The organism is Escherichia sp. KS167_9B (assembly GCF_030295215.1).
Lineage (GTDB): Bacteria > Pseudomonadota > Gammaproteobacteria > Enterobacterales > Enterobacteriaceae > Escherichia > Escherichia coli_F.
Genome location: NZ_AP025754.1, coordinates 1,679,126 through 1,704,467, shown reverse-complemented (window position 1 = coordinate 1,704,467; position 25,342 = coordinate 1,679,126). Strand labels below are relative to the sequence as shown.

Genomic DNA, 25,342 nt, shown 5'->3' with positions numbered 1-25,342 from the left:
ATTTAGCACATTATCAGAACGCGTAATTCACACCGACACCTGCATAATGGAATTTATCGCTGTCGCCTTCATCGTGATCCTGCCACTCAAACGCGTATTCCAGCGAAACGGAAAGACCATTCTGGAAATCATAACCGTAAAACAAACCAAGACGGTTAAAATCATGGCCTTCACGTTCGATATCATCCTGCCAGTCCCAGTTACTCCAGCGATCCAACCCAATGCGCGTATACGGTGTTACCGAGTGATTGCCGAGCGTCAGCGGTAAATAGGCGCGAATTTCTTGCGTGGAGAATTCACCGTTATTGCGGCTGTCGTCCATATTGAAGCCGCGCTCGAGATAATAGTTCACTCGCAAGGCAACCGTTTCGTTGAAGGTATATTGCAGACCCGTTTCCGTTTCGACACGGGTATCAGCATAACCGGTTGTATTCAGATCGTTGGCAAATTTATACATCGACAGCCATCCGTTGAAACGTAAATCGTCAGTCAGTTTCACATCCCAGTCTGGCGCGATTTTCCAGCGCTGCATATTTGCCGTGTCTTTACCCGGTTCATCAACATAGTGATAACCATAGTTACGGAAACCACCGGTCAGGCCGAAACTGAAATCATCGCTTTCGAGAAACTGATAATGCACTTCGAGTTCCGGGCGATCAAACCAGTTTCCACGTTTACCCGCGCTATAATCTACCGGCCCTTCCTGGTAATAAGCCAGCGATATTCTCCACGGCCCATTGGCAGCATTAAAATAGACGGAAGGCTCCGCCAGCCCGTCCATATCTTCGCCATAACCCTCGACGTTTTCTATTTCGTACATCGCGCCGATATTAAAGTGCCAGTCGTTTTTTTCCTCAGCCTGTGCGCAGGCCATTCCCGCACACATCACCAGTGCGGTACAGGGTAATAACTTTTTCATTATTGTTCCTTGTATTATCCTGGGGGAATGCCTTCCCCCCTGTATTTAGCGAATTGCTATTTCCGTTTCTGCATCAAAGAAATGACATTTGGTCATATCAAAATGAATAGTGATATTTTCTCCTGCATGATAATCATTTAACGCACCAGCACGGACCACTAACTCGTGCCCCCCAACCGTGGTGTAGAGCATAAATTCCGCACCGGTTAATTCTGCCACGCTAATTTTGGCGGAAATGTTATTTTCCTCTTGCGCATCCGGATGAATATCTTCCGGGCGTATTCCCATCACGATGGGCTTATGCAAGCTTTCCTGCGTTTTCAGAACCGCTAATTTATCTTCGGGAATGGTTAATTTAAGCGTTTCCGTAACGAATTTATCGCCATCGATCGTGCCGCGAATAAAATTCATTGCTGGTGACCCAATAAAGCCGGCAACAAACATATTCGCCGGTTGGTTATAGACCGTTTTCGGCGCACCGACCTGCTGAACAATCCCATCCTTCATAATGACAATCCGCGTCGCCATGGTCATCGCTTCGGTCTGATCGTGGGTCACGTAGATCATGGTGGTGTTCAGTTTCTGATGCAGCTTGCTGATTTCCGCGCGCATTTGTACGCGCAGCTTGGCATCCAGGTTAGAGAGCGGTTCATCCATTAAAAACACGCCCGCTTCGCGCACAATCGCCCGTCCAAGCGCCACACGCTGGCGTTGCCCGCCGGAAAGCGCACCCGGCTTGCGTTTCAGGTACTCACGCAGGCCAAGGATTTGCGCCGCCCAGTTAACCCGCTCATCTATCACCTCTTTGGCGATTTTTTGCATCTTCAGGCCAAACGCCATGTTGTCGTAGACCGTCATATGCGGATACAGCGCGTAGTTCTGGAACACCATCGCAATATTGCGCGCTTTGGCCGGAACGTCGTTCATTCGTTTGCCGTCGATCAACAGATCGCCGCCGCTAATCTCCTCAAGCCCGGCAATCATACGCAGCGTCGTCGATTTACCACAGCCCGACGGGCCGACAAATACAATGAACTCTTTATCGGCAATTTCCAGGTTGAAGTCCTTCACCACATGCACCTGGTTATCGTAGATTTTTTGAATATGTTGTAACGAAAGCTGTGCCATGTTGATTCCTTTGCTATACGTTTTGCCAGAAGGCCGATAACCGCGGCCAGGTCAGAGATTCCGTTGAGGGCAGCAACAGTTGCGCCCCGGTTAAGCTCGTGCCGATCCCCACCGAGCGCATACCGCTGGCGTTAATGGCGTCAATACCCGCCTGCGCATCTTCAATGCCAATGCAGGCCTGTGGAGGCACGCCCAGCCCTGCACAGGCGGCGAGAAAGATTTCCGGGTCCGGTTTCGAGTGTTTAAGTTGGGAAGCGTCCGCGCAGAAGGTGAAAAACTCGCGCAGCTCCAGCGCCGCTAAAATTGTTGGGGCATTCAGGGAGACGGAGGCCAGCCCTACCGGGATGCCTTGCGCCCGAAGATCTGCCAGCAAAGGCCGAATTCCCGGCAGAACAGCGTTAACCGTCAGTTCGCGCAGTGAGTGGACGTAGAGCAGATTTTTGCGATACGCCAGTTGCGCCCGCTCTTGCACGTTAAAGTCGCCCTCTTTGCCCCCGTGTTGCAGAATGCGTCGCAGGGACTCATCGCGGCTGATCCCTTTTAACGTCTCGTTAAATTGCACATCGATGCCGATGCCGATTTCGGCAGCAATCTGCTGCCATGCCTGGAAGTGCAGATGTGCGGTGTCGGTGATCACGCCATCCAGATCGAAAATTACCCCTTGTAGTTTCATTCATCCTCCTGATGCGTGGTAGCGGTCCCATTGAAGGGCAAAATAAAATCACCCAAACAGAAAACAGACTCTTCAGTCACGGAAATAAGCTGACCGTTCAACCGCAGTGAAACGGGCGCAGAAGTTCGAATCGCAATACGCTGCGCGTCGAGAGTGACCTGTAATTCGCAGCCCTGCCAGAACAGAGGGAAAGACAACTGTTGCCACTGCTCAGGTAACGCCGGATTGAGAAGTAATTCGCCGTCGCGCACGCTGACTCCGGCAAAACCCTGAATCGCGCCCAGCCAGATAGCGCCAGTTGCGGCAGCGTGGATACCGTCATCACAGCTATGCGGATCAGCACCGAGATCGATTTCACTCCCCTCGCGCCAGAACGGGTAACTCTGCGCAAGCAAGCCACAACGCGCGGCAACAATGCCGTGGATCGCTTTACTCAATGACGAGTCGTGAATGGTGCGCGGTTCATAAAATTGCAGATTGGCGAGACAAGAGGCCGCTGAAAATTGTTCCGGTAGCATGTAATTGAGCATCACTACATCGGCCTGCTTGAGGATCTGCATCTCGTTCACTTCTGCGCGTGAATAATCCAGCAGAATGGTTTGCTTCCCGGCCGCCGCTTTGTATTTCGCCAGATCTATCGCCGGTTTCGCCATAAACGAATCATCCTGCGGCAAAACGCCGTCGGGCTGAATTTCTGGCATCCACAGCTCTTTGAGGAACATGTCGGCACGATGAATAAACGCGTCGTCGCTACAGCCAAACTGGCGAGCAATATTCAGCGCCTGTTGGACGTTGTAGCAGGCCATATAACTGGTGTATGCGTTATTATTAACGTGTTCGGTATATTCGTCTGGCCCAATAACATCATGAATTTCCAGGCGGTCGTTAACCCTTACCGCACGGCTAATCCAGAACTTTGCGGTCTCCAGCAGTAGCGCCATGCCTTCGTGAGCGATGAAGCTTTCATCTCCCGTTACCTGCCAGTATTGAATAACCGCCCAGGCGATATCGGCAACCAGATGATGTTCTGCCTGCGCTGAGGCCACTTTTTGCCGCAGCCCGGTACGAATGTTAATGGCGGCAAATTCCGGCGTTTCTTCTTCGCCGCTACGTGCGCTCTCCCACGGAAACAGCGCGCCCTGCCAGCCATTGCGTCGCGCTTTCTCCTGCGCCCCTGGTAAGTTGTGCCAGCGATAGCGCAGCAAACTCCGGGCAATCGTCGGTTCGCTAAACAGATGGAACGGCAGCATGAACACTTCCGTATCCCAGAAAACATGGCCTTTGTAGCCTTCCCCGGTTAAGGCTTTTGCCGCAATGCTGCTACGCTCGTCGTGGGCGGGCGTCATAATACGCAAATGATAAAGCGCATAGTCTAACGCCCGCTGATCGTGCGTATCGCAACTCTTTACCGTGATACGACGTTTCTGCCACCATTGCTGCCAGTTTTCTGTCGATGCTGCAAGAAGTTGGTCATAACTCTGTTGTGTAGACATTTCGAGCTGGCGAAGCGACCCACTGCCCCACTCGTCTAAAGCGGCTTGTCGGTCGTCCCGCCAGTCAATCCACACCCGCTTTTGCAGGGTCAGTGTTTCACCTGTGCGAAGTTGCGTGCTGGTATGTTGCAGCAAACGGCGCTCTTTTGCGGTATAGCACTGCTGAACGTCACCATCCGCCTGACAGTGACAACTGATGGCCACATCACTGCGCCCATCCTGGGTGGTGTAGATCCCCTGCATCAAATGCTGACCAAACACCCGCACCTGGGTTTCGTCAAGATGCTGGCGACCGTGGTTGGTTTGCGTGGCGTTAATGCCTGTTGAGATCAGCACTGATGCCTCGGCGTCCAGCGGGGTAATACTGATTTCCAGCGCGATCAACGGCAGTTGATCTGTCGAAACAAAGCGACGACTTGCAAGGGTGAACCCTGCGCCGTCGCTCGTGCGCCAGATAACACTGCGGCGTAATTCTCCACTGGCAAAGTCAAGCTCACGCTGCCACGCTTCGCGGGATAACGAAAAAATCTCGCCGTTTAGGGTAATTTCCATTCCCACCACGTCTGGCAGATTCACCAGTTCGTTGATTTCACCTTTCCCGGCTCGATGATAAAGCCCTGCCAGATACATGCCGCGCGTCTGCCGCGTGTAATCTTCTTCATGGCTGGCACGAAGCCCAAGATAGCCGTTTCCCTGCGCCATTAATGAGGCATATTTATTCAGGGTATGCTGGCTGAAATGGGGTTCCGTTAATGTTACTGGCCTGGTCATAATTCCACACGCGTCCCTGTTTCTGCGGATTGATACAGCGCCGCCACCAGTTGCTGGATGATGTACCCTTGCTCGGCGTCGGCAATCATCACTGGCTTGCCCTGTACGTGATTGATAAAGGCTTCCATGCTGCGCAAATGACGGTTGTCGTCGGCCAGTTCCCGTTGCATCAACGTCATTAATTCACCGTTGTTGTCGGTATAGATATGCGCCGGAAATAGCGTGGCTCCCGCTTTATCGCCGCAAAAGCTGACGTTCATAATCGACTGTTCGCGGATGTTGAGTGCAAATGATGTCTCCAGCCAAAGAATGCCGCCGTTATGAAATTCAATGGTGCCAAACAGCGAATCTTCGACGCTGTAGGTTGCCGGGTCCCACTCGCCAAATTGACCACAGCTCTTTTGCGGGCCGATCTTTTGAAAGCTATGCGCATTCACGCTTTTCACCGCCGGAAAGCCCAGCACATACATCGCGGCATCCAGCATATGAATGCCGATGTCGATCAGCGGGCCACCGCCCTGCAGTTCTTTATTGGTAAAGACACCCCAACCGGGAACGCCGCAGCGACGCAGGGCGCGAGCGGTCGTCACGTAAATCTCACCCAAAACGCCGTTGGTCACCTGTTCACGCAGTTGTTGCGTATCAAGGGCAAAACGATGGTGAAAGTCGTAGGCCAGCACCTTGCCCTGTTTGCGCGCGGTATCGCACATTTCCCGCGCCTGTTCTGGCGTCATGGCGGGCGGTTTCTCGCACATCACATGGCAGCCTGCCTCCAGCGCCATCAGGGTATGCTCGTAATGAAAACGGTTAGGTGAACAGACGCTTATCACGTCAGGTTTTACCGCCAGCAGCATGGCCTGCGGATCGTCCCACACGGATGCGTTCCCGTATTTCTCTGCCAGCGCCTGCGCCTGGGAAAGGCGGCTGTCACAGACAGCCACCAGTTCCAGATCGTTGCGGGTGCAGTAGTACGAAGCATGAACCTTATCCGCCACCTGGCCCGCGCCTATTATCGCGACCCGCAGCGGAGAGCTTGTCATTGCACTTTTCACAAAGACCTCTTAGCAGGTGCGCAACCAGGCCAAAGAATCACGGTACGCCTGAGCAGGATCTTCTGCCCGGATACGCCCTTCATACACCACATAGCCCTGATAGTTATCGGCGCGCAACTGTTCAAACAGCGCGTGGAAATCGAGGGTGCCGCTGCCCGGCTGATAGCGATGGTTATCGGCAATATGCACATGACCAAGCAGGTCACGGTTGTCATGCAGCGCCTGCGCCAGGTTATCCTCTTCGATGTTCATGTGATAGAAATCGCCGATAATCTGCACATGTTTAAGGTTGTTTTCGACGATGTAACGACGAGCATCGGCGAGCGTGTTGATCATGTGGTCCTGATAGCGGTTTAGCGGTTCGAGATACACCACCGTTCCGGTACGCGCGGCTACCTTCTCCAGGAAACGCAGGGAATCGCTCACCATTTGACGATCGCCGTCCAGGCTGCGCGGCGAGGTCATCGGCGGTAAGCGAAAGGTAAACATGCCCCACGCTGCTGGAACGACAATACCTTTGCCGCCCACTTCCGCCAGCGCCTCAAGAATGCGCTCGATCTGCTTTAAACCATTAAGACGACGCTCTTCGATAAAGTCGCCAATCCAGCCGTCATAGCCGCCGCAGGCGGTGGTCACCGGTAAACCGGTTTCTTTGATCGCTGCTTTGACTTCTTCGAGATTGTTGACCAGCAGTTTGCCGTCAATCTCAAAACCATCAAAACCCATCTCTTTGATATAACGAAATTTCTCCAGAATATTTTCCGGAAAGAAGGCCTGATTCTGTGTGCCGATTTTCATTTTTCCGTCCTTAGAATTAAAAAGTTACGCCCATTTTGATGCTCTGTTCCGGATGCTGGTCGACATACTGCATGTAGCTTTCCGGGCTGTTAGCAAAGGTCACCACCGGGTCGATTAAATCTTCACAATTGAGATAACCGTTCATCAGCAGTTCCCAGCAGGTTTCTTCAATACGCTTGCGGCTCCAGCGCGGATAATCCGGGTTCGGTTCACTGCACGCACGAGAGAAGACAATTTTGGCGTTGTTGAAATGCGCTTCACGTCCGAGGTTAAAACCTTCAGCAAACGGTTTGGCAAACGCAACATAGGAGATGGTGCCGCCATAAGCCAGGCCGCGCAGTGCCGATTGCAGCGCGTCGGCGTAGCCGCTGGTTTCGATAATCACATCGGCACCCTGCTTGCCGGTCAGCGTTTTAATCTCTTTGCCTACATCCGTGCCAATGGGGTTAAGGCAGAAATCCGCCCCGTGGCGACGGGCAATATCACAGCGATGAGCGATAGGATCGACACCAATCACCACCGACGCGCCAGCGCGTTTTGCCAGTTGAATGGCAATTTGACCAATCGCGCCAAGCCCTACCACCACCACAAAATCGCCCACGCGCACGTTGGCATCGCGCACGCCGCTCATGGCAAACTGCGCCGGGTCGTAACAGACGGCGTTTTTCCACGAGCTACCTTGCGGCATTTTGCGCAGTTTGTAGTTATTCACCGCGTTAATGATGACCGTTTCGGAAAGCGGGCCGTAGCCGCATACGCTGTCGCCCACCGCGTAGTCGGTAACCTCGCTGCCGCACTCGATAATGTCGCCAACCACCATGTTGCCAAGCTGGAACTTGCCAAACTCAATGCCGCGCGGCGCATCTGCCGGACGGGGGTGAACATCTGCCATTCGCCATTAAAGTCTTCATTAATAAACGGGCTGGCGGCGCGGAAATCGACCACTTCCGTCCCGTGTTTCGGCGCGCCGAACCGCACGCGGATCTTCACTTCATTGGCTGAAATCGCCCTGTCTTCATACTCCACCAACGCGGCAACGCGCGGTGCTGTGGCTACTAACTTTTTCATGTAAAACTCCTTGTCAAGAAACTGGCCGCTTTAGCCCTTCACGCCACCGGCGGTCAAACCACTCTTAATAAAACGTTCCGAAAGTGCATACATAATCACCACCGGCAATGCGGTCACCAGCGAGGCCGCCATCATTCGGCCCCAGATGTAATCAGGGGTACTGAACAGCGCGTTCAGGCCTACCGGTAAAGTGAAATTGCTGGCGCTGGAGAGGAAAATCGAGGCAAACAGATAGTCGTTCCACGCCACCATAAAGCAGTAGACGAACACGGATATCAGGCCCGACATCGCCAGGGGCACTGTGATACGGAAGATGATTTGCAGACGGTTGAGGCCATCCATCATCGCCGCTTCTTCGATTTCATCAGGGATGGTGTCGAAGTAGCTTTTCAGCATAAACACGGCGGTGGGCAGGGTTTGCGTCACCATGGTGATGATCAGCGCCATCTCGGTGTCGTAAATGCCAAGCGCAGTGATGATTTTGAACAGCGGCACCACCAGCAAAATGCCGGAGAACATGTACACCGTGTAAAAGCTGGCGTTGATGGTCATTCGCCCTTTAAAGCGCAGGCGGGAAAGCGCGTAAGCCCCGAGAATGCCGAGAAATACTGCTATCACGGATGAAACTACCGACACCACCAGGCTGTTACGGAAATAATCGACAAACGGGAAAATCACCGGGTTAAAAATGTCGACGTAATGCTCCAGCGTCCACTGCTGTGGCAGCAGCGTAGGATGCAGCGAGATCGCCTCTTTCGCGCTTTTGAACGAGGTCATCAGCATCACAAAAAAGGGAAACAGCGTGATGATGAGAAACAGCGCCAGCCCGCAGTAAAAACCGATGCGACTGAGTGTGCGTTTATTTGTTGCCATTGAGGTTCACCCGTTTTCTGGTCAGCAGAATGACAGCGAAAATAATGATGAAGAGCACCACCGAGATCGCCGCCGCTTTCCCTAAGTCATTAAAGGCAAAGGCGGTTTTGTAGAGATAGACGCCGAGAATATCGACCTTGGTCGTCAGCAAATAAACGTCCGCGAACATGTAGAACATCCAGATGGTACGCAGAGTCACCACCGTCGCCAGGACCGGCATAATCGCGGGCAGCGTGACGATGCGAAACCGTTGCCAGGCATTCGCGCCGTCCATCTCTGCCGCTTCGTACAACGATTTATCAATGGTCTGCAAAATCGCCAGAAACGAGATAAAGGCATACGGGAAGTAGCGCCAGATGGCGAACAGCACCACCAGCACAAAACTACTGCCCGGGTTATCGAACCACAGCGGCGCCTGCTCATAGAGATGCAGAAGATCGACGCCGAGGTAGTTCACAATGCCGTAGCCGTTGTTGAACATGTATTTCCAGGCGAACACCAGTGAAATGGATGGCGTTACGTAGGAGAGGATCACCAACGAACGCGCGGTCTTGCGCAGGCGAAACTCGCGGTTGAAAAACATCGCCACTGCCAGCCCGAGCACGGTGCTGCCCGCCACCACCAGCGCGGTATACCAGACCGTCATCCACAGCGAGTGCCAGAAGCCGGGATCGGAGAGAATACGCACATAGTTGCTCACCCCAACAAACGTTGACTCGATGTTGGGATTAAGCGGCAGACGTAAAAAACTGATTTCGATATTCGACACCATCGGCCACGCCACCAGACCGCCCAGCAGTAATAAGCTGGGCGCGAGAAGCAACAGCGCAAAGGGCATATCGGAACGACCTGAAAAAAGCCTGTTCATTGCGGATTCCTGTTCTGGGATTAGTGCTGTTCGATCAGTTCATCCAGCTTTTTCTGGCTCGCTTGCAGCGTGGTTGAGAGATCGGCTTTCCCCACGGTGACGTTATGCACCATTGAACTCACCACACCAGAGCCCGTGACATCGCCCATGCGGGTAAAGTTTTTGTCCCCTACCGCACCAAAGACCTGAATGTTTGGCAGTTCGCTAATCAACTGATTCGGCAAGTCTCCCAGCGCCTTAATCACGTCGTTATCTTTCCAGGTGGCAGTAGTCACAACCGCTTTGTTCACCGGCAGCGCCGCGCCTGGCGACATCATCACCCAGTCGGCAATGTTGTCTGCCTGCTCCATAAAGGTGACAAATTTTTCTGCCGCTTCCGTCTCTTCGCTTTTTTGCCCGGCGGTAATGGTCAGCGAGGTCAACATGCCGTAGACCGCCGAGTTTTTCTCGGTTGGCACCACGAAACCGACATTTTTCGGGTCACCTTCTTTAATCACAGCCGGAAGGATATAGGTGGAGTAAATCGCCATCGGCGCAGTGCCGTTCATAAAGGCGTCTTTCACTTCCATAATGTCGTTAGAGCCCGGCATGGTGTTGGCAGCAAGGTCGCGGTAATAGGTCAGCGCCTGCATCATCTCCGGCGTATCAAGGGTGATTTTGCCTTCGGCGTTAAAAACGTTGGCCTGATTGGATAACGCAAACTGAGAGAACGATTGTTCCGTCAGTACGCTTTCTGCCGTCGGCAGTGCAATACCGTATTTTTTATTCGCCGGATCGTTCAGTTTCTGTGCGACATCCAGCAACTGTTGCCAGTTTTTCGGCTCATCCAGCCCGGCTTTTGCCAGCACATCTTTGCGATACCAGATACCGCCAATCCATGCGCTGACAGGAACACCGGTCCAGGCGCTACCATCTTCGGTGCGCACAATCCGCAGAACGCCGTCATAAAACGCGCCTTCACCGACATTACTGATGACCGTAGCAACCGCTTTGCGATCGATAAGCTGTTCTTTGTCCATCACTTTCGCGTAGTCATGGCTGGTTTCGATCACTTCCGGCAGCGAGCCGCTACGGGAAAGGGTGATGACTTTGGTGTTATAGGCATCTTCTTCCACCGGCACTTGTTTAACAGTGATGCCTGGGTTTTCTTTTTCAAAACGCGCAATTAACTGACTTATAACCGCCTGGCGTTCCTGTTCCACCGAAGAATGCATAAACTCGATGGAGACATTCGTTTTATTTTCTTCTTTACAACCTGAAATCAGGGCGCAGGAAACCAGTGCTGATAACAGCACGATTTTAGATTTAATCATGAGATGTTCCTTTTTATTTAATCCACATAACCTGCCAGGGGCGCAGCGTTATTTCATTACCCACTATATCAACTTCACTAATCAGATCCCGACCGTGCAGGTCAGTAATATTTATATGCTGAATATTTTCACTGACATTAAACAATCCTGTCAGACAATTACCATCCGCGTTGCTTCTTTGAATACGCATTACGGATGAATTAACCGTATCGATGGTAAAATCATTATCTGGATGAAACTCGTTATGACTGCGACGAATTTTAATTAGTCGCGACAATTCATGATATACCGCGTGCCTTAACGTCGCTTTATTGTTCAGTTCGGTCGTGATCTCTTCGCTGGTGTATTTTTTACGGTTAATCGCACGGTTATATCCCAGTTTTTCGACACCTGCGTAATCATTACGCGATCCCAGAATACTTTGAATATATATCGCTGGCACACCGGGGAAAATTAACAAAATCGCATGGGCAAGGATAAACCTGGCGCAACGTTCTTCATCGCTACTCTCGCGGCGGCTTAACGCATCCATATAAGTGACATTCATTTCATACGGACTGCGCGTACCATCGGGATTATTTTTCCAGTTTACTAATGCCCCTTCCTGCTGTAACGCCTCGACTAGCGCTAATATCTCGCTTTCAGGCAACAAGCCTCGCAGTGGGTTAAGCCCAATACCATCATGAGACGCGAGGAAGTTAAACCAGGTGGTTTTACTGGAAGGCAACGTCAGACTTTGCGCCCACTGGCACAGCGCCTCGACGTTCTGTTTTTGCACCGCATGTAACACCAGCGGCGGCAGTGAGAACTGGTACACCATATGCGCTTCGTCATCACCGTTTCCAAAGTAAGCAATGTTGTCTTTGTGAGGAACATTGGTCTCGGTAATGATCACAGTACCTGGTGCTACGTCATCAATAATCGACCGTAACAGCTTGATAATCAGATGTGTTTTTTCCAGATGGATGCAGCTTGTTCCCGGCTCTTTCCACATAAAGCCAACGGCATCCAGACGGACATACTCTGCGCCTTTTTCCAGGTAACACAACAGCACATCTACCATCGCCAGTAATACATCTGGGCTGCGATAATTGAGGTCAATTTGATCGTCGCTAAATGTCGTCCATAAATGGCGCGTTGAATTATCGTTCATTTGAAACGACGTTAATAACGGTAACGCACGCGGGCGAGTGACGGCGCTGAGATCGGTTTGCGGGTCAACGGCAATAAAAAAATCTTCAAAACCTGGCTGCTGTTGTAAATAGTTTTTAAACCATTCACTTTTAGCCGACATGTGGTTGCAGACTAAATCAAACATCAAATGGCTGCATTCACCGAGCTGCTGAATATCCTGCCACTCCCCTGCTTCACTGGCGACCTGATGATAATCAATTACCGAAAATCCATCATCAGATGTCCATGGGTAAAATGGCAACAAATGGACATGTGAAAAAATGCTTTGCAGCCAGTGATGGTAAAACTGATTAAATGTGGGTAGTGGTTTTAAATCATTACTGTGAAATTGATCGGCATAGGTAATTAACACGACATCACTTTCATCCCAGTGTTTTTTACGTCGCTGTGTAATTAATCTTTTCGCACTCTCAAGACGCGTTACAAGTTTCTGTAAATGAGTCGCGGTAAATGTTCCACCGTAGATTTCGTCCAGGTAATCCGTAATTTTCTGTTTCATGTTGCCTTTCCGTGGTAGCGGTCCCATGAAGCGAGAGACTACTCCGCAGAAAATAAACTGTCAATTGAGCACAAGGGTTTTAGTCACGCAGGAAATCATTTTTTACCAGGGAAAAAGCGTATTTGTGAGCTGACGCAAATAATCTATGGGGATGTAAATAAGGTGTGACAGAAAAAGTAAACGGCGCATAAGCGCCGCTTAGGGTGGATTCTTTTAACCTTTGACCTTCGGCATTGCGATGTCTTTCAGGCCGCCAGCGTTCTCAACGTGGGTATATCCCATCTCGCTAAGGATCTCTTTTGCCTGCCCTGACTGGCGTCCGGCATTGCAATACACTTTCACGGTGTCGTTTTTATCCGGAACGGCGGTGGCAATGCGCTCTTTCACTTCCTTCAGGGGAATATTGATGGCTCCCTGAACGTGCTCTTGCTGATACTGCTCTGGAACACGAACATCGATCCAGTGTTCAGCGGCGAAAACGGGCAGTGAAAACACCAGTGTCAGAGCAAGTAAGCCTTTTTTAAACATGTAAGCGTCCTTCTATGGATGAAAATTGCCATCCATAATACGCCTTAGCTTTAACAATTTTTGCGAAACTCCCCTCACCTTTTATAACGCTGCGCCAGCTTATTGGCAGCCCGACTTAATAGCGGTTCCAGCGCCACAGCCAGCAACATTTTCAGCGGTCGGCGAGCAACTGATTTTATCGCCCAACCAGCCACACCCGCCGGGCCATAGCGCAGTGCGGTAAGAAGTACCAGCTTGCCTGCTAATTTGAAACCAGGCTTCACCTTTTGCCCGGCCTGTTGCCAGCGAGTATTCATAACTTTCCTCACAGTTGACGGAAACGGCTACGTAACGTGAAAGTATCGGAAGTGACATAACGTTCCATCTCGCGTAAACGCGTTTCACTGGCCGCCAGTTCACGATCGACTTCATCTAACAATTCGCTGCTGGAAGGCAGTTGTTCACCAAACGCCATGTTGTCAGGCATTGGATCAAGCGCAAATGACAAAATGATGTAAGCAACCAGGGTAAACAGCGCCAGACCGAAGAAAATCGACAGCACCACCAGGATACGCGCCAGTTTTACCGGTACATCAAAATAGTTGGCAATCCCGGCGCAGACGCCGCGTACCATGCCCCGCTGTGGAATACGCCATAATTTTTTATTGAGATTAATGCCCGCCATTAGCGATCCCTCCAGTTCGGATGTTCTGCATCAAGAATGGATTCCAGCGCCTGAATACGTTCGCGCATCCGTTTTGCTTCATCAGCCAGTTGCGCTAATCGCTGCTGCTCACTTTGCGACAATTCACCGCGACCGGAACGATTGCTGTAATGCAGCCATAACCAGATCGGTAAAACAAACAGCACAAAAATGGTTAACGGAATAGCCAGAAATAGCGCGCTCATAAGTACTCCTTAGACGATGAGCGGCGGCGCGTTCAGACGCCGCCAGGATGTTATTATTGATTGTCTTGCTTCATTTTGGCTTTTAATTGTGCCAGTTGCTCGCTGATTGCATCATCGGCTTTCAGTTCGGCAAACTGATCGTCCAGCGATTTTTGTTTACCGAAGCTGTGGCTTTCTGCTTCCGCTTCCATCTGGTCAATTCGACGTTCGAAAGATTCGAAACGAGCCATTGCTTCATCCAGTTTGCCACTGTCCAGCTGACGACGCACATCGCGCGACGAGTTTGCCGCCTGATGGCGTAACATCAATGCCTGCTGGCGAGCGCGTGTTTCACTCAATTTGTTTTCCAGCTCGCCGATCTCTTTCTTCATACGCACCAGCGTATCGTCCACCAGCGTCACTTCATGTTCCAGGCTCTTAATCAGATCGGTCAGTTTCTGTTTTTCAATTAACGCCGCACGCGCCAGATCTTCTCTCTCTTTCAGCAGCGCCAGTTCGGCTTTTTCCTGCCATTCAACTTCACGCGCCGACGCTTGTTCAATACGGCGAGTCAGCTGTTTCTTTTCTGCCAGCGCACGCGCCGAAGTAGAACGTACTTCAACCAGTGTATCTTCCATCTCCTGGATCATCAGACGCACCAGTTTCTGTGGATCTTCCGCTTTCTCTAACAGAGCGTTGATGTTGGCATTCACGATGTCGGCAAAGCGAGAAAAAATACCCATAATGTTGTCCTCTTGATTTCTGCGTTCAGGATTGTCCTGCTGAACTATTAATACAATTTGCGTGCCAATTTTTTATCTTTTTGATTTATAAAGATCTGATTGAAGAATCAACAGCAACATGCCAGGATGAGTTAGCGAATTACACTAACAAGTGGCGAATTTCATCATGGCAGAATACAAAGATAATTTACTCGGTGAGGCGAACAGCTTTCTCGAAGTGCTGGAACAGGTTTCGCATCTCGCACCGCTGGACAAACCGGTGCTCATCATCGGCGAGCGCGGCACAGGTAAAGAGCTGATTGCCAGCCGTCTGCATTATCTCTCCTCCCGTTGGCAGGGGCCGTTTATTTCCCTTAACTGCGCGGCGTTAAATGAAAATCTGCTGGATTCCGAACTGTTTGGTCACGAAGCGGGCGCGTTTACCGGTGCGCAAAAACGTCATCCAGGGAGATTTGAACGTGCCGACGGCGGTACGCTATTTCTTGATGAACTCGCTACGGCACCGATGATGGTACAGGAGAAATTATTGCGCGTGATTGAGTACGGTGAACTGGAGCGCGTTGGCGGCAGCCAGCCATTGCAGGTGAATGTGCGGTTGGTATGCGCGACGAATGCCGATCTCCCGGCGATGGTCAATGAAGGGACTTTTCGCGCTGACCTGCTCGACCGGCTGGCTTTCGATGTAGTGCAACTGCCGCCCCTGCGCGAGCGCGAAAGCGACATTATGCTGATGGCAGAACACTTTGCCATTCAGATGTGTCGGGAAATCAAGCTGCCTCTGTTCCCGGGTTTTACCGAGCGCGCCAGAGAAACATTGCTGAATTATCGCTGGCCGGGAAATATTCGTGAATTGAAAAACGTGGTGGAACGTTCGGTGTATCGCCACGGCACCAGCGATTATCCGCTTGATGACATCATTATTGATCCCTTTAAACGGCGTCCACCTGAAGAACCCATCGCCGTTCCAGAAAACACTTCACTTCCGACGCTGCCACTGGATTTACGTGAGTTTCAGATGCAGCAGGAAAAAGAGTTGCTGCTACTCAGTTTGCAACAAGGGAAATATAACCAGAAGCGCGCGGCTGAATTACTGGGGTTAACCTATCATCAGTTCCGCGCGTTGTTGAAAAAGCACCAGATTTAGCGAAGTTGGGCAATACAACTTGCCGGATGCGGCGTGAACGCCTTATCCGGCATACATAATCAATACGTCGTTTGCAGGCCTGATAAGCGCAGCGCATCAGACATTATTGCGTTGGGCTATTAATCGCTCAGCGCATCCTGCAATATTTTCATTGCCGCATCGAATTGCGCATCCGGGATGGTCAGCGGGTACAGGAAACGAATCACGTTGCCGTATGCGCCACAGGTCAGCAGGAGCAGCCCCTGCGCCAGCGCGCGTTGCTGGATTTTCTGTGCAATCGCCGCTGACGGCTCGCCCGTTTGCGGATCGTTAAACTCTGCCGCAATCATCGACCCCAGACCGCGTACCGCCGCGATGGCCGGAACGCTTTCTTTGGCATCAATCAACGTATTTGTCAGACGCTGGCCCAGTTGATTAGCGCGTTCACAGAGTGATTCTTTGTCGATAATGTTGAGCACCGCGTGCGCGGCAGCCACCGCCAGCGGGTTCCCGGCGTAGGTACCACCAAGCCCGCCCGGCGCGGGCGCGTCCATGATATTCGCGTTACCGACCACGCCCGAAAGCGGCATCCCGCCCGCGAGGCTTTTCGCCATCGTCATTAAGTCCGGCTTATCGGCGTAGTGATCCATGGCAAACAGTTTACCGGTACGCGCAAAGCCGCTTTGCACTTCATCGGCAATCATCACAATACCGTGCTCGTCGCACAGGCGGCGAATGGCGGCAACCAGCTCTTTTGGCGCAACGTTGAAACCGCCTTCGCCCTGCACCGGTTCGAAAATAATCGCCGCCACCTGCTTCGCTTCAATGTCCGATTTAAACAAGCGTTCGATGGCATCGAGGGAGTCCTGCGTTGAAACGCCATGTAAATCTGATGGATAAGGTACGTGATACACCGAACCGGGGAACGGGCCGAAGCCGATTTTGTACGGCGCGACCTTTCCGGTCAGCGCCATGGTCATATATGTACGACCGTGGAAGCCGCCGCTAAACGCAATCACGCCAGGGCGTCCGGTATGGGCGCGGGCGATTTTCACCGCGTTCTCCACCGCTTCCGCACCGGTGGTGAAGAACGCAGTTTTAGCCTGCCCGCTCACCGGGGCAAGGGCGTTGATTTTCTCCGCCAGGGTGACGTAGCTTTCGTACGGCACAATCTGATACGCCGTATGGGTAAACTGTTGCAATTGCTGCTCCACCGCCGCGACCAGATCAGGGTGGCGATGCCCGGTATTCAGCACCGCAATGCCTGCGGCGAAATCGATATATTCGTTGCCCTCTACATCCTTCAGCGTGGCGTTTTCTGCCGACTGGGCGAAGAAGTTACACATCACGCCAACCCCGCGTGGGGTAGCAGAAAGACGACGCTGATGGAATTCATTGTTGCTCATGTTTCACACCTTTTGACTCTTCACTGTTAATCGGAAATTAAACGCCCAGACGATCGCGCAGGCTGTAATAAGCCGCGCCCATCGCGGTAAATGGCACGCGCAGCGTGCGCCCGCCGGGGAACGGGTAATGCGGCAGATTGGCGAAGGCGTCGAAGCGTTCGGCGTCACCGCGCAGCAGTTCAGCAATCAAACGCCCGGCAAGATGGGTACAGGTGACGCCGTGGCCGCTGTAACCCTGCATGTAATAGATGTTGGTATCAAGGCGACCGAACTGCGGCATGCGCGACAAGGTCAGCAGGAAGTTGCCCGTCCAGCGGTAATCAATTTTCATGCCCTTCAGCTGCGGGAAGGTTTTCAGCAGTTTCGGCACAACAAGACGCTCAACGTCATCCGGGTCGCGCGCGCCGTAGACCACGCCGCCACCGTACAGCAGGCGGTTATCGGCAGTCAGGCGGTAGTAATCAAGAAGATAGTTACAGTCTTCCACACAGTAGTTTTTCGGGATCAGCGAACGGGCTAAATCTTCCGACAGCCGCTCGGTGGTGATCACCTGCGTGCCGCACGGCATGCTGCGTTTCGCCAGTTCCGGCTCTACTTTATCGCCCAGATACGCGTTGCCTGCGACAATCACATACTTCGCCGTCACCTGCCCTTGGGCAGTGCGCACAACGGCTGGCGTGGTGTGCTGGATCTGCGTCACGGCGGAAAGCTCATACACGCGCCCGCCGTTCAGGCGGATGGCATCGGCTTCACCAATGGCGAGGTTCAGCGGATGAATATGTCCACCGCTGTGATCCAGCAGCGCACCCGTGTAGCGATCGCTGGCGACTTCGCGACGAATGGCGTTGGCGTCCAGCAATTCAAGCTGTTTATTACCGTAGCGTTCCCAGTTCTCTTTCTGCTCTTCGAGTGTGGCGAGTTGTTTATCATTCATCGCCACAAACAGGCCGCCGGGGCGATAGTCGCAGTCAATCTGATAACGTTTGATACGTTCGCGGATGATCTCGCCACCCTCGAACATCATGCTGCCGAGCATACGGGCGGTATCCATGCCGTAGCTTTTTTCGATAACGTCGATGTCGCGGCTGTAGGAGTTCACAAGCTGCCCGCCGTTGCGTCCGCTTGCGCCGAAGCCGATGCGTGAGGCTTCAAGAACCACCACGTCAAAGCCCGCTTCCGCCAGATGCAGCGCGGAGGAAAGCCCGGTATAGCCGCCGCCGACCACGCAAACGTCGCAGGAAATCGACTCATTCAGCGTGTCGAATGGCGCGTATTTATTCGCACTGGCGGCGTAATAACTGCTGGTATGTTCGGTCATTTCAGGCCTCCAGGCTTATCCAGATGGTTTTCAGTTCGGTGAATTTTTCAAGGGCGTGCAGGGATTTGTCGCGACCGTTGCCGCTCTGCTTATAGCCGCCAAACGGCACGGTCATATCACCGTCGTTGTAGTTATTGACGAAGACGGAACCGGCTTTCAGGCGGCGACTCATGTGGTGCGCGCGGGAGAGGTCGCGTGTCCATACCGCCGCGCCAAGTCCGTACTGGCTGTCGTTGGCAAGCTGTAGCGCCTGCTCTTCTGATGTGAAACGCGTGACCACCAGCACCGGGCCGAAAATCTCTTCGCGGCTTAAGGACGCATTCGGGTCTACATCCACAAAGATGGTCGGGCCGATGGCCGCAGCCAGTTTGGCATTACGACCATCCAGCAGCAGTTGCCCTTTACCTTCGCCTTCGCGAATAAAGCTATGCACCGAGTCGGCGTGGGCGCAGTCGATTAAGGTGCCCATGGTGGTCGCGGGATCAAGTGGATGGCCCGGCTGCCAGTTTTGCGCCTGCTGTTTTAACAGGGCTAAGAACTCATCGGCGATGCTCTCTTCCAGCAACAAACGCGTTCCGGCGATGCACACCTGGCCCTGGTTGTAGAAGATACCTGCGGCTGTCGCGCTCGCGGCTTTTTGCAGATCCGGGCAGTCAGCGAAAACGATGTTGGCGCTTTTGCCGCCCGCTTCCAGCCAGACGCGTTTCATGTTGCTGTCGCCCGCATCTTTCAGCAGTTGTTTCCCGGTACGGGTTGATCCAGTAAAGGCGATAACGTCAATATCATCATGACGCGACAGCGCCTGGCCCGCTTCATGACCAAAACCGGTCACCACGTTCAGCACACCATCCGGCAGACCGGCCTCTTTCGCCAGCCCGGCGAGACGAATCGCGCTAAGCGGTGATTTTTCCGACGGCTTCAGGACGACGCTGTTCCCTGACGCCAGCGCCGGGCCAAGTTTCCAGCAGGTCAGCAGCAACGGGAAGTTCCACGGTACAATGGCGGCAATTACGCCGACCGGTTCACGCACGATCATCGCCAGGTCATGGCTACTGGTGGTCGCCACTTCGCCATACACTTTATCGATCGCTTCGGCGTACCATCGAATGGCGCGCGCCGCGCCGGGAATATCATCACGCAGGCTGTGACGAATCGGTTTGCCGGTGTCGAGCGTTTCCAGCAGCGCCAGCTCTTCGGCGTTGGCTTCCATTAAATCGGCGAGTTTATTCAGTACCGCTTTACGTTTTGCCGGAGAAGAGTGTGACCAGTCGCCGCGTTCAAATACGCCGCGTGCTGCGCTCACCGCACGGTCGATATCGACGCTCTTGCCGCGGGCAATTTTCGCCAGCGGTGCCTGGGTGGCCGGATCAACGGTTTCAAAAGTTTCATTTTCCGCCGCAGCAGTATATTCACCGTTAATAAATAAGCGGGTTTCAATGGCGAGACTTAACGCTTTATCCTGCCAGTAAGCCAGATGATGAAAATTCATTATGACTCCTGTTTCACGTGTATCAGATATATGCAGTTTGTGAACGTCAGGGCGCAGAGATCCCCGGGCCGTATGCCCGTTTATTTCTGGCGACATTCTTTATGGATTGCCGGGCGCATTGCGCTTACCCGGCTTACAGAACAAAAAGATTAAAACGTGGTGGGCGTATGGGCGCTGATAATTCGGCAAACACCTGCCGACGTATTACTGAAACTGTGCGGGATGCCGGTATTAATGGCATAACTTTGCCCCGCGACGAGGTGGTAATCCTGACCATTAATCGTCAGAACAATTTCACCTTCCAGTACAGTGCCTATTTCCTCACCCTGATGCTTAATTCTTTCCCCAGTGGTTGTGCCCGGCTGGTAAGTTTCAAAGATCATCGCCAGCGTGCGATTCGGGTTACCGTTATGAACCAGCTTCATTGACACACCCTGACTGCCCATCTCAATTAAGTCGTCCTGATTAATGACGACCTGTGGCTCATCAGGTTTTTCCGGCTCGGAAAAGAATTCCGAGAGTGACAGACCATACACCTTCAGCAGCTTTTGCAGCGTACTGATGGCAGGGCTGACTTTATCTTGTTCTATCGTACTGATAGCACTGTGAGTCAGCCCGGAGAGTTCGGCGGCACGACGTTGTGAAAGCCCCTGCTGCTGGCGGATTTCCGACAAGCGTTTTCCTGGCGCCAGTCCCTCATCACTCATATTTGCATTTCCTTAAACTGTAGTGGTCAGAGTCGCTGTTTTTCAGCGATATGGTGCTGACAAGCGGTGATAAAGCCCTCGAACAATATACGCGAAAGCGCGTACTCGCTACTGTTCCATTCCGGGTGCCACTGTACGCCCAGCGCAAAAGGATGATTGATGACGCTAACCGCCTCAACTAAGCCATCCGGCGAGCGAGCTTCAACACGCAACCGTGGGCTAACGACCTTCGCCCCTTGTCCATGCAGAGAGTTTACCCAAAAGTTGCTACATTCAGGTAACAACGCAGACAGCAATCCCCCCTCTTCAACCTGAACTTCATGCGACGGTGCATATTGCTGTTCCACCGGCAGTTCGGGATCTTCCCGATGTTCCAGCAATTCAGGCTGTTCGCACAGCTTGCGATGCAACGAACCACCGGTTGCCACCACCAGTTCCTGTAAACCCCGGCAGATGGCGAAAATGGGGATGCGCCTTTCGAGTGCGGCATTAATTAACGCCATGCTCAGAAGATCACGCCCGGGATCGGCGTCAGGCTCATCGCCGTTTTCACCATATAGGTGCGGCTGCACATTGCTGGGACTACCAGGAAGATAAATACCATCGAGTTTCGGCAAAAGTTGTTCAAGTAATGACGGTTCCGCCAGCGCATGTGGCAGCGCAATTGGCAAGCCGCCTGCGTGGATGATGGCATTCAGGTACTTTTCTTGCAGAGTCTGGGTCGCATGACCCTTAAGCCTGTTCCTGCACATTACGACACCGATAACCGGATTGTTCATTATATTTTCCATGCTCAATCTCACAAAGTGGACTAAATTATCGCCATTACTGCGCTTTAAATGACCTTTATGTTCAATATTTTTTCAATCTAGCAGCGGGTTTTCATTTTTGCAAACCAAATTTAACATTTGACAAACATTTAGTTTGCATACAGATTCGAATGGTGGTCATTATATTTTACGCTTTGATAACGAGCGGAAAACAAACCAAAGGCGAAGAATCATGGAAACCAATATCGTTGAAGTAGAGAACTTTGTTCAGCAGTCAGAAGAGAGGCGGGGTAGCGCCTTTACGCAGGAAGTGAAACGCTACCTGGAGCGCTACCCGAATACGCAATATGTTGATGTTTTACTTACCGATTTGAATGGTTGTTTTCGTGGAAAACGTATTCCTGTTTCAAGTCTGAAGAAGCTGGAGAAAGGGTGTTATTTCCCGGCCTCGGTGTTTGCAATGGATATTCTGGGCAACGTCGTAGAAGAAGCGGGCCTGGGTCAGGAAATGGGCGAGCCGGATCGTACCTGTGTTCCTGTTCTCGGTTCCTTAACCCCTTCTGCTGCAGATCCTGAGTTTATCGGTCAGATGCTCCTGACCATGGTCGATGAAGATGGCGCTCCCTTTGACGTTGAGCCGCGGAACGTTCTCAACCGCCTGTGGCAGCAGCTACGCCAGCGCGGCTTGTTCCCGGTCGTAGCGGTAGAGCTGGAGTTCTATTTACTGGATCGCCAGCGCGACGCTGAAGGGTATCTGCAACCGCCCTGCGCGCCCGGCACCGATGACCGCAATACACAAAGTCAGGTTTACTCCGTTGATAACCTCAACCACTTCGCCGACGTGCTCAATGATATTGATGAGCTGGCGCAGTTACAGCTGATTCCGGCAGATGGCGCGGTCGCCGAGGCCTCGCCAGGTCAGTTTGAAATCAATCTTTACCATACCGATAACGTGCTGGAAGCTTGCGATGATGCGCTGGCACTAAAACGCCTGGTGCGTCTGATGGCAGAAAAGCATAAGATGCACGCCACTTTTATGGCGAAGCCGTATGAAGAGCACGCGGGCAGCGGGATGCATATCCATATCAGTATGCAAAATAATCGTGGCGAGAACGTGCTTTCTGACGCGGAAGGCGAAGATTCGCCGCTGCTGAAAAAGATGCTTGCCGGGATGATTGACCTGATGCCGTCATCAATGGCGTTGCTGGCACCAAACGTGAACTCGTATCGCCGCTTCCAGCCGGGGATGTATGTACCGACGCAGGCGTCGTGGGGCCATAACAACCGCACCGTCGCCCTGCGTATTCCCTGCGGCGATCGCCATAATCACCGCGTGGAATATCGCGTGGCGGGTGCCGATGCCAACCCGTATTTGGTGATGGCAGCGATTTTTGCCGGTATTTTGCACGGTCTTGATAACGAACTGCCATTACAGGAAGAAGTCGAAGGCAACGGGCTGGAACAGGAAGGCTTACCCTTCCCGATTCGCCAGAGCGATGCCCTGGGTGAGTTTATCGAGAATGATCACCTGCGCCGCTATTTAGGCGAACGCTTCTGCCATGTGTATCACGCCTGTAAAAATGATGAGCTGTTGCAGTTTGAGCGCCTCATCACAGAAACAGAAATTGAGTGGATGTTGAAAAACGCGTAATACCCCTTGCGGGGTTGTTTCAGCGGCCTGAGCGGAGCCAGGCCTGACATTTGCTGGTAATCCAGACATTTCCCGGATGTCGCGTTATGGAGCGCAGGCGGCAACGGGCTTCCGTTAACGATTAAGACTGTGACGAGGAAATGAGATGATGCCGATGATTAAATCCCCGCATGGCGAGGGAGGCTGCGTATGCGCCCCTCCTGCGACTGACTGGACTCCGCCCCCTTTGCTTCCCTTGCTAAACAGGTTTGATTTCAGGTCGACACGACCGCAAACCTTATTACGCAGGGGAGGCAGCAATTATGGCTATTAATTCACCACTGAATATTGCTGCGCAACCCGGCAAAACCCGTCTGCGAAAATCACTGAAATTGTGGCAGGTGGTGATGATGGGTCTGGCCTATCTCACGCCGATGACTGTGTTCGATACCTTTGGCATTGTTTCCGGCATTAGCGACGGTCACGTTCCGGCGTCCTATTTGCTGGCGCTGGCGGGTGTGCTGTTTACCGCGATCAGCTACGGCAAACTGGTTCGCCAGTTTCCGGAGGCCGGTTCGGCCTATACCTACGCGCAAAAGTCGATTAACCCGCACGTCGGATTTATGGTCGGCTGGTCATCGCTGCTGGATTATCTCTTTTTGCCGATGATCAACGTTTTGTTGGCGAAAATCTATCTCTCCGCCCTCTTCCCGGAAGTGCCGCCGTGGGTGTGGGTGGTAACCTTCGTCGCCATTTTAACCGCCGCGAATCTGAAGAGCGTCAACCTGGTGGCTAACTTCAATACCCTGTTTGTGCTGGTGCAGATTTCCATCATGTTGGTGTTTATCTTCCTGGTGGTTCAGGGGCTGCATAAAGGAGAAGGCGTTGGCACCGTCTGGTCGCTTCAGCCGTTTATCAGCGAGAACGCACATCTGATCCCGATTATTACCGGGGCGACGATTGTCTGTTTCTCGTTCCTCGGTTTCGATGCGGTGACCACGCTTTCGGAAGAGACGCCGGACGCCGCACGCGTGATCCCGAAAGCCATCTTCCTGACGGCGGTATACGGCGGCATTATCTTTATCGCGGCGTCGTTCTTTATGCAGCTGTTCTTCCCGGATATCAGCCGCTTTAAAGATCCGGACGCCGCACTGCCGGAAATCGCACTGTACGTTGGCGGCAAGTTGTTCCAGTCGATTTTCCTCTGCACGACGTTTGTGAACACGTTAGCGTCTGGCCTGGCGTCACATGCCAGCGTGTCGCGTCTGCTGTATGTGATGGGGCGCGACAATGTGTTTCCGGAACGCGTGTTTGGCTATGTGCACCCGAAATGGCGAACTCCGGCACTGAATGTCATTATGGTCGGGATTGTCGCGTTGTCAGCGCTGTTCTTTGATTTAGTCACCGCGACAGCATTGATTAACTTCGGTGCTCTGGTGGCGTTTACCTTCGTTAACCTGTCGGTGTTTAATCATTTCTGGCGGCGTAAAGGAATGAATAAAAGCTGGAAGGATCACTTCCACTATTTGCTGATGCCGCTGGTTGGCGCGCTGACGGTGGGTGTGCTGTGGGTTAACCTCGAGTCAACGTCACTGACACTCGGTCTGGTATGGGCTTCATTAGGCGGCGCATATTTGTGGTATCTGATCCGCCGCTATCGCAAAGTGCCGTTGTATGATGGTGACAGAACGCCGGTGAGCGAAACGTAATAGTCGGATGCGCGGCGCATTATCCTGCCTGAGGGTAATGCGCCGCGCCATTAACTATAAAAAGATGTATGACCCGGATCACGAGTGCTATCATCCGCCCTTATGCTTAGCGCATTAACCCCAGGGGCAAATAATGAACCACGATATCCCGCTAAAATATTTTGATATTGCCGATGAGTACGCGACCGAATGCGCAGAGCCTGTCGCAGACGCTGAACGCACACCGCTGGCCCACTACTTCCAGTTACTGCTCACCCGTTTGATGAACAATGAAGAGATCAGCGAAGAAGCCCAACATGAAATGGCTGCTGAAGCGGGGATTAATCCCGTACGCATTGATGAGATCGCAGAGTTTTTGAATCAATGGGGTAATGAGTAATTATTTCATTGCAGACGCTCGGTC

General features: G+C 52.5%; 25 protein-coding genes and 1 pseudogene. 5 read left to right on the top strand and 21 right to left on the bottom strand.

Features of this window, described 5'->3' with window-relative positions:
• Positions 1 to 13 precede the first annotated feature (13 nt).
• From ompG to pspA, 16 genes and pseudogenes are all read right to left on the bottom strand, one after another.
• Complete coding sequence (ompG, locus tag QUE34_RS08585) at positions 14 to 919, bottom strand: monomeric porin OmpG (RefSeq protein ID WP_032302949.1); 906 nt, start codon at positions 917 to 919, stop codon at positions 14 to 16.
• Positions 920 to 964: 45 nt separating this feature from the next.
• Complete coding sequence (locus QUE34_RS08580) at positions 965 to 2,047, bottom strand: ABC transporter ATP-binding protein (RefSeq protein ID WP_032302948.1); 1,083 nt, start codon at positions 2,045 to 2,047, stop codon at positions 965 to 967.
• A gap of 13 nt (positions 2,048 to 2,060) precedes the next feature.
• The gene (gene pgmB / locus QUE34_RS08575) at positions 2,061 to 2,720 is read right to left on the bottom strand and encodes a beta-phosphoglucomutase (RefSeq protein ID WP_032302947.1); all 660 of its coding nucleotides are present in this window, start codon (positions 2,718 to 2,720) and stop codon (positions 2,061 to 2,063) included.
• Entirely contained in the window at positions 2,717 to 4,984 is a 2,268-nt protein-coding gene (locus tag QUE34_RS08570; protein WP_032302946.1) for a glycoside hydrolase family 65 protein, read from the bottom strand. The genes pgmB and QUE34_RS08570 overlap by 4 nt, the downstream gene beginning before the upstream one ends.
• The gene (ycjS, locus tag QUE34_RS08565) at positions 4,981 to 6,036 is read right to left on the bottom strand and encodes a D-glucoside 3-dehydrogenase (protein WP_105268609.1); all 1,056 of its coding nucleotides are present in this window, start codon (positions 6,034 to 6,036) and stop codon (positions 4,981 to 4,983) included. The genes QUE34_RS08570 and ycjS overlap by 4 nt, the downstream gene beginning before the upstream one ends.
• A gap of 9 nt (positions 6,037 to 6,045) precedes the next feature.
• The gene (ycjR, locus tag QUE34_RS08560) at positions 6,046 to 6,834 is read right to left on the bottom strand and encodes a 3-dehydro-D-guloside 4-epimerase (protein ID WP_000690245.1); all 789 of its coding nucleotides are present in this window, start codon (positions 6,832 to 6,834) and stop codon (positions 6,046 to 6,048) included.
• Positions 6,835 to 6,850: 16 nt separating this feature from the next.
• Positions 6,851 to 7,902, bottom strand: a pseudogene (ycjQ, locus tag QUE34_RS08555) (D-guloside 3-dehydrogenase).
• Between the two features lie 30 nt (positions 7,903 to 7,932).
• Positions 7,933 to 8,775, bottom strand: coding sequence for a carbohydrate ABC transporter permease (locus tag QUE34_RS08550; RefSeq protein WP_032302944.1), 843 nt, complete (start codon positions 8,773 to 8,775; stop codon positions 7,933 to 7,935).
• The gene (locus tag QUE34_RS08545) at positions 8,762 to 9,643 is read right to left on the bottom strand and encodes a carbohydrate ABC transporter permease (RefSeq protein WP_001080790.1); all 882 of its coding nucleotides are present in this window, start codon (positions 9,641 to 9,643) and stop codon (positions 8,762 to 8,764) included. The genes QUE34_RS08550 and QUE34_RS08545 overlap by 14 nt, the downstream gene beginning before the upstream one ends.
• A gap of 20 nt (positions 9,644 to 9,663) precedes the next feature.
• Entirely contained in the window at positions 9,664 to 10,956 is a 1,293-nt protein-coding gene (locus tag QUE34_RS08540) for an ABC transporter substrate-binding protein (RefSeq protein ID WP_000597475.1), read from the bottom strand.
• A 13-nt stretch (positions 10,957 to 10,969) separates the two neighbouring features.
• Entirely contained in the window at positions 10,970 to 12,649 is a 1,680-nt protein-coding gene (ycjM, locus tag QUE34_RS08535; protein WP_105268610.1) for a glucosylglycerate phosphorylase, read from the bottom strand.
• A 213-nt stretch (positions 12,650 to 12,862) separates the two neighbouring features.
• The gene (pspE, locus tag QUE34_RS08530) at positions 12,863 to 13,177 is read right to left on the bottom strand and encodes a thiosulfate sulfurtransferase PspE (RefSeq protein WP_000473128.1); all 315 of its coding nucleotides are present in this window, start codon (positions 13,175 to 13,177) and stop codon (positions 12,863 to 12,865) included.
• Between the two features lie 74 nt (positions 13,178 to 13,251).
• Positions 13,252 to 13,473 carry a phage shock protein PspD gene (pspD, locus tag QUE34_RS08525; protein WP_001295585.1) on the bottom strand — a complete coding sequence of 74 codons (222 nt, stop codon included), beginning with the start codon at positions 13,471 to 13,473 and terminating at the stop codon, positions 13,252 to 13,254.
• A gap of 8 nt (positions 13,474 to 13,481) precedes the next feature.
• The gene (gene pspC, locus QUE34_RS08520; protein ID WP_032302942.1) at positions 13,482 to 13,841 is read right to left on the bottom strand and encodes an envelope stress response membrane protein PspC; all 360 of its coding nucleotides are present in this window, start codon (positions 13,839 to 13,841) and stop codon (positions 13,482 to 13,484) included.
• Positions 13,841 to 14,065, bottom strand: a complete 225-nt coding sequence (pspB, locus tag QUE34_RS08515) for an envelope stress response membrane protein PspB (protein ID WP_001274958.1) — start codon at positions 14,063 to 14,065, stop codon at positions 13,841 to 13,843. Before pspB ends, pspC begins: the two co-directional genes overlap by 1 nt.
• Before the next feature lie 53 nt (positions 14,066 to 14,118).
• Positions 14,119 to 14,787 (bottom strand): phage shock protein PspA, encoded by a 669-nt coding sequence (pspA, locus tag QUE34_RS08510; RefSeq protein WP_000511033.1) that lies wholly within the window; start codon positions 14,785 to 14,787, stop codon positions 14,119 to 14,121.
• A 166-nt stretch (positions 14,788 to 14,953) separates the two neighbouring features.
• Here pspA and pspF point away from each other — a divergent pair, with 166 nt between their 5' ends.
• A complete protein-coding gene (gene pspF, locus QUE34_RS08505; protein WP_032302985.1) occupies positions 14,954 to 15,931 on the top strand; it encodes a phage shock protein operon transcriptional activator in 978 nt (325 codons plus the stop codon).
• A gap of 119 nt (positions 15,932 to 16,050) precedes the next feature.
• Here the strand turns inward: pspF and puuE are convergent, their stop codons facing one another.
• The 5 genes from puuE to puuD form a co-directional block, all read right to left on the bottom strand.
• Positions 16,051 to 17,316 carry a 4-aminobutyrate transaminase gene (puuE, locus tag QUE34_RS08500; protein ID WP_000069238.1) on the bottom strand — a complete coding sequence of 422 codons (1,266 nt, stop codon included), beginning with the start codon at positions 17,314 to 17,316 and terminating at the stop codon, positions 16,051 to 16,053.
• Positions 17,317 to 17,353: 37 nt separating this feature from the next.
• Positions 17,354 to 18,634 carry a gamma-glutamylputrescine oxidase gene (puuB, locus tag QUE34_RS08495; protein ID WP_032302941.1) on the bottom strand — a complete coding sequence of 427 codons (1,281 nt, stop codon included), beginning with the start codon at positions 18,632 to 18,634 and terminating at the stop codon, positions 17,354 to 17,356.
• A gap of 1 nt (position 18,635) precedes the next feature.
• On the bottom strand, positions 18,636 to 20,123 hold the full coding sequence (puuC, locus tag QUE34_RS08490) for an aldehyde dehydrogenase PuuC (protein ID WP_032302940.1): 1,488 nt from the start codon (positions 20,121 to 20,123) through the stop codon (positions 18,636 to 18,638).
• A 149-nt stretch (positions 20,124 to 20,272) separates the two neighbouring features.
• Positions 20,273 to 20,830 carry an HTH-type transcriptional regulator PuuR gene (puuR, locus tag QUE34_RS08485; RefSeq protein ID WP_032184029.1) on the bottom strand — a complete coding sequence of 186 codons (558 nt, stop codon included), beginning with the start codon at positions 20,828 to 20,830 and terminating at the stop codon, positions 20,273 to 20,275.
• Positions 20,831 to 20,856: 26 nt separating this feature from the next.
• Positions 20,857 to 21,621, bottom strand: a complete 765-nt coding sequence (puuD, locus tag QUE34_RS08480; protein WP_001307158.1) for a gamma-glutamyl-gamma-aminobutyrate hydrolase — start codon at positions 21,619 to 21,621, stop codon at positions 20,857 to 20,859.
• A gap of 211 nt (positions 21,622 to 21,832) precedes the next feature.
• On the opposite strand from puuD, the gene puuA reads away from it, so the two are divergent.
• From puuA to QUE34_RS08460, 4 genes are all read left to right on the top strand, one after another.
• Positions 21,833 to 23,251, top strand: a complete 1,419-nt coding sequence (puuA, locus tag QUE34_RS08475) for a glutamate-putrescine ligase (RefSeq protein ID WP_001296746.1) — start codon at positions 21,833 to 21,835, stop codon at positions 23,249 to 23,251.
• Between the two features lie 148 nt (positions 23,252 to 23,399).
• A complete protein-coding gene (locus QUE34_RS08470; protein ID WP_120795382.1) occupies positions 23,400 to 23,564 on the top strand; it encodes a YmjE family protein in 165 nt (54 codons plus the stop codon).
• Positions 23,554 to 24,939: a putrescine/proton symporter PuuP gene (gene puuP, locus QUE34_RS08465; protein ID WP_103253891.1), complete on the top strand. Its 1,386-nt coding sequence runs from the start codon at positions 23,554 to 23,556 to the stop codon at positions 24,937 to 24,939. The genes QUE34_RS08470 and puuP overlap by 11 nt, the downstream gene beginning before the upstream one ends.
• Positions 24,940 to 25,072: 133 nt before the next feature.
• Positions 25,073 to 25,318, top strand: a complete 246-nt coding sequence (locus tag QUE34_RS08460) for a YmjA family protein (protein WP_001015099.1) — start codon at positions 25,073 to 25,075, stop codon at positions 25,316 to 25,318.
• Positions 25,319 to 25,342: the final 24 nt, after the last annotated feature.

Excerpts from the sequence above, each read along its gene's own strand:
- QUE34_RS08545 (WP_001080790.1), bottom strand. The coding sequence starts at position 9,643 with ATGAACAGGCTTTTTTCAGGTCGTTCCGATATGCCCTTTGCGCTGTTG.
- QUE34_RS08580 (WP_032302948.1), bottom strand. The coding sequence starts at position 2,047 with ATGGCACAGCTTTCGTTACAACATATTCAAAAAATCTACGATAACCAG.
- pgmB (WP_032302947.1), bottom strand. The coding sequence starts at position 2,720 with ATGAAACTACAAGGGGTAATTTTCGATCTGGATGGCGTGATCACCGAC.
- puuP (WP_103253891.1), top strand. The coding sequence starts at position 23,554 with ATGGCTATTAATTCACCACTGAATATTGCTGCGCAACCCGGCAAAACC.
- puuA (WP_001296746.1), top strand. The coding sequence starts at position 21,833 with ATGGAAACCAATATCGTTGAAGTAGAGAACTTTGTTCAGCAGTCAGAA.
- QUE34_RS08460 (WP_001015099.1), top strand. The coding sequence starts at position 25,073 with ATGAACCACGATATCCCGCTAAAATATTTTGATATTGCCGATGAGTAC.
- puuR (WP_032184029.1), bottom strand. The coding sequence starts at position 20,830 with ATGAGTGATGAGGGACTGGCGCCAGGAAAACGCTTGTCGGAAATCCGC.
- ycjR (WP_000690245.1), bottom strand. The coding sequence starts at position 6,834 with ATGAAAATCGGCACACAGAATCAGGCCTTCTTTCCGGAAAATATTCTG.
- QUE34_RS08540 (WP_000597475.1), bottom strand. The coding sequence starts at position 10,956 with ATGATTAAATCTAAAATCGTGCTGTTATCAGCACTGGTTTCCTGCGCC.
- pspA (WP_000511033.1), bottom strand. The coding sequence starts at position 14,787 with ATGGGTATTTTTTCTCGCTTTGCCGACATCGTGAATGCCAACATCAAC.
- pspD (WP_001295585.1), bottom strand. The coding sequence starts at position 13,473 with ATGAATACTCGCTGGCAACAGGCCGGGCAAAAGGTGAAGCCTGGTTTC.
- pspB (WP_001274958.1), bottom strand. The coding sequence starts at position 14,065 with ATGAGCGCGCTATTTCTGGCTATTCCGTTAACCATTTTTGTGCTGTTT.
- QUE34_RS08550 (WP_032302944.1), bottom strand. The coding sequence starts at position 8,775 with ATGGCAACAAATAAACGCACACTCAGTCGCATCGGTTTTTACTGCGGG.
- puuB (WP_032302941.1), bottom strand. The coding sequence starts at position 18,634 with ATGACCGAACATACCAGCAGTTATTACGCCGCCAGTGCGAATAAATAC.
- puuD (WP_001307158.1), bottom strand. The coding sequence starts at position 21,621 with ATGGAAAATATAATGAACAATCCGGTTATCGGTGTCGTAATGTGCAGG.
- QUE34_RS08470 (WP_120795382.1), top strand. The coding sequence starts at position 23,400 with ATGCCGATGATTAAATCCCCGCATGGCGAGGGAGGCTGCGTATGCGCC.
- pspF (WP_032302985.1), top strand. The coding sequence starts at position 14,954 with ATGGCAGAATACAAAGATAATTTACTCGGTGAGGCGAACAGCTTTCTC.
- ompG (WP_032302949.1), bottom strand. The coding sequence starts at position 919 with ATGAAAAAGTTATTACCCTGTACCGCACTGGTGATGTGTGCGGGAATG.
- puuC (WP_032302940.1), bottom strand. The coding sequence starts at position 20,123 with ATGAATTTTCATCATCTGGCTTACTGGCAGGATAAAGCGTTAAGTCTC.
- ycjM (WP_105268610.1), bottom strand. The coding sequence starts at position 12,649 with ATGAAACAGAAAATTACGGATTACCTGGACGAAATCTACGGTGGAACA.
- pspE (WP_000473128.1), bottom strand. The coding sequence starts at position 13,177 with ATGTTTAAAAAAGGCTTACTTGCTCTGACACTGGTGTTTTCACTGCCC.
- pspC (WP_032302942.1), bottom strand. The coding sequence starts at position 13,841 with ATGGCGGGCATTAATCTCAATAAAAAATTATGGCGTATTCCACAGCGG.
- puuE (WP_000069238.1), bottom strand. The coding sequence starts at position 17,316 with ATGAGCAACAATGAATTCCATCAGCGTCGTCTTTCTGCTACCCCACGC.
- QUE34_RS08570 (WP_032302946.1), bottom strand. The coding sequence starts at position 4,984 with ATGACCAGGCCAGTAACATTAACGGAACCCCATTTCAGCCAGCATACC.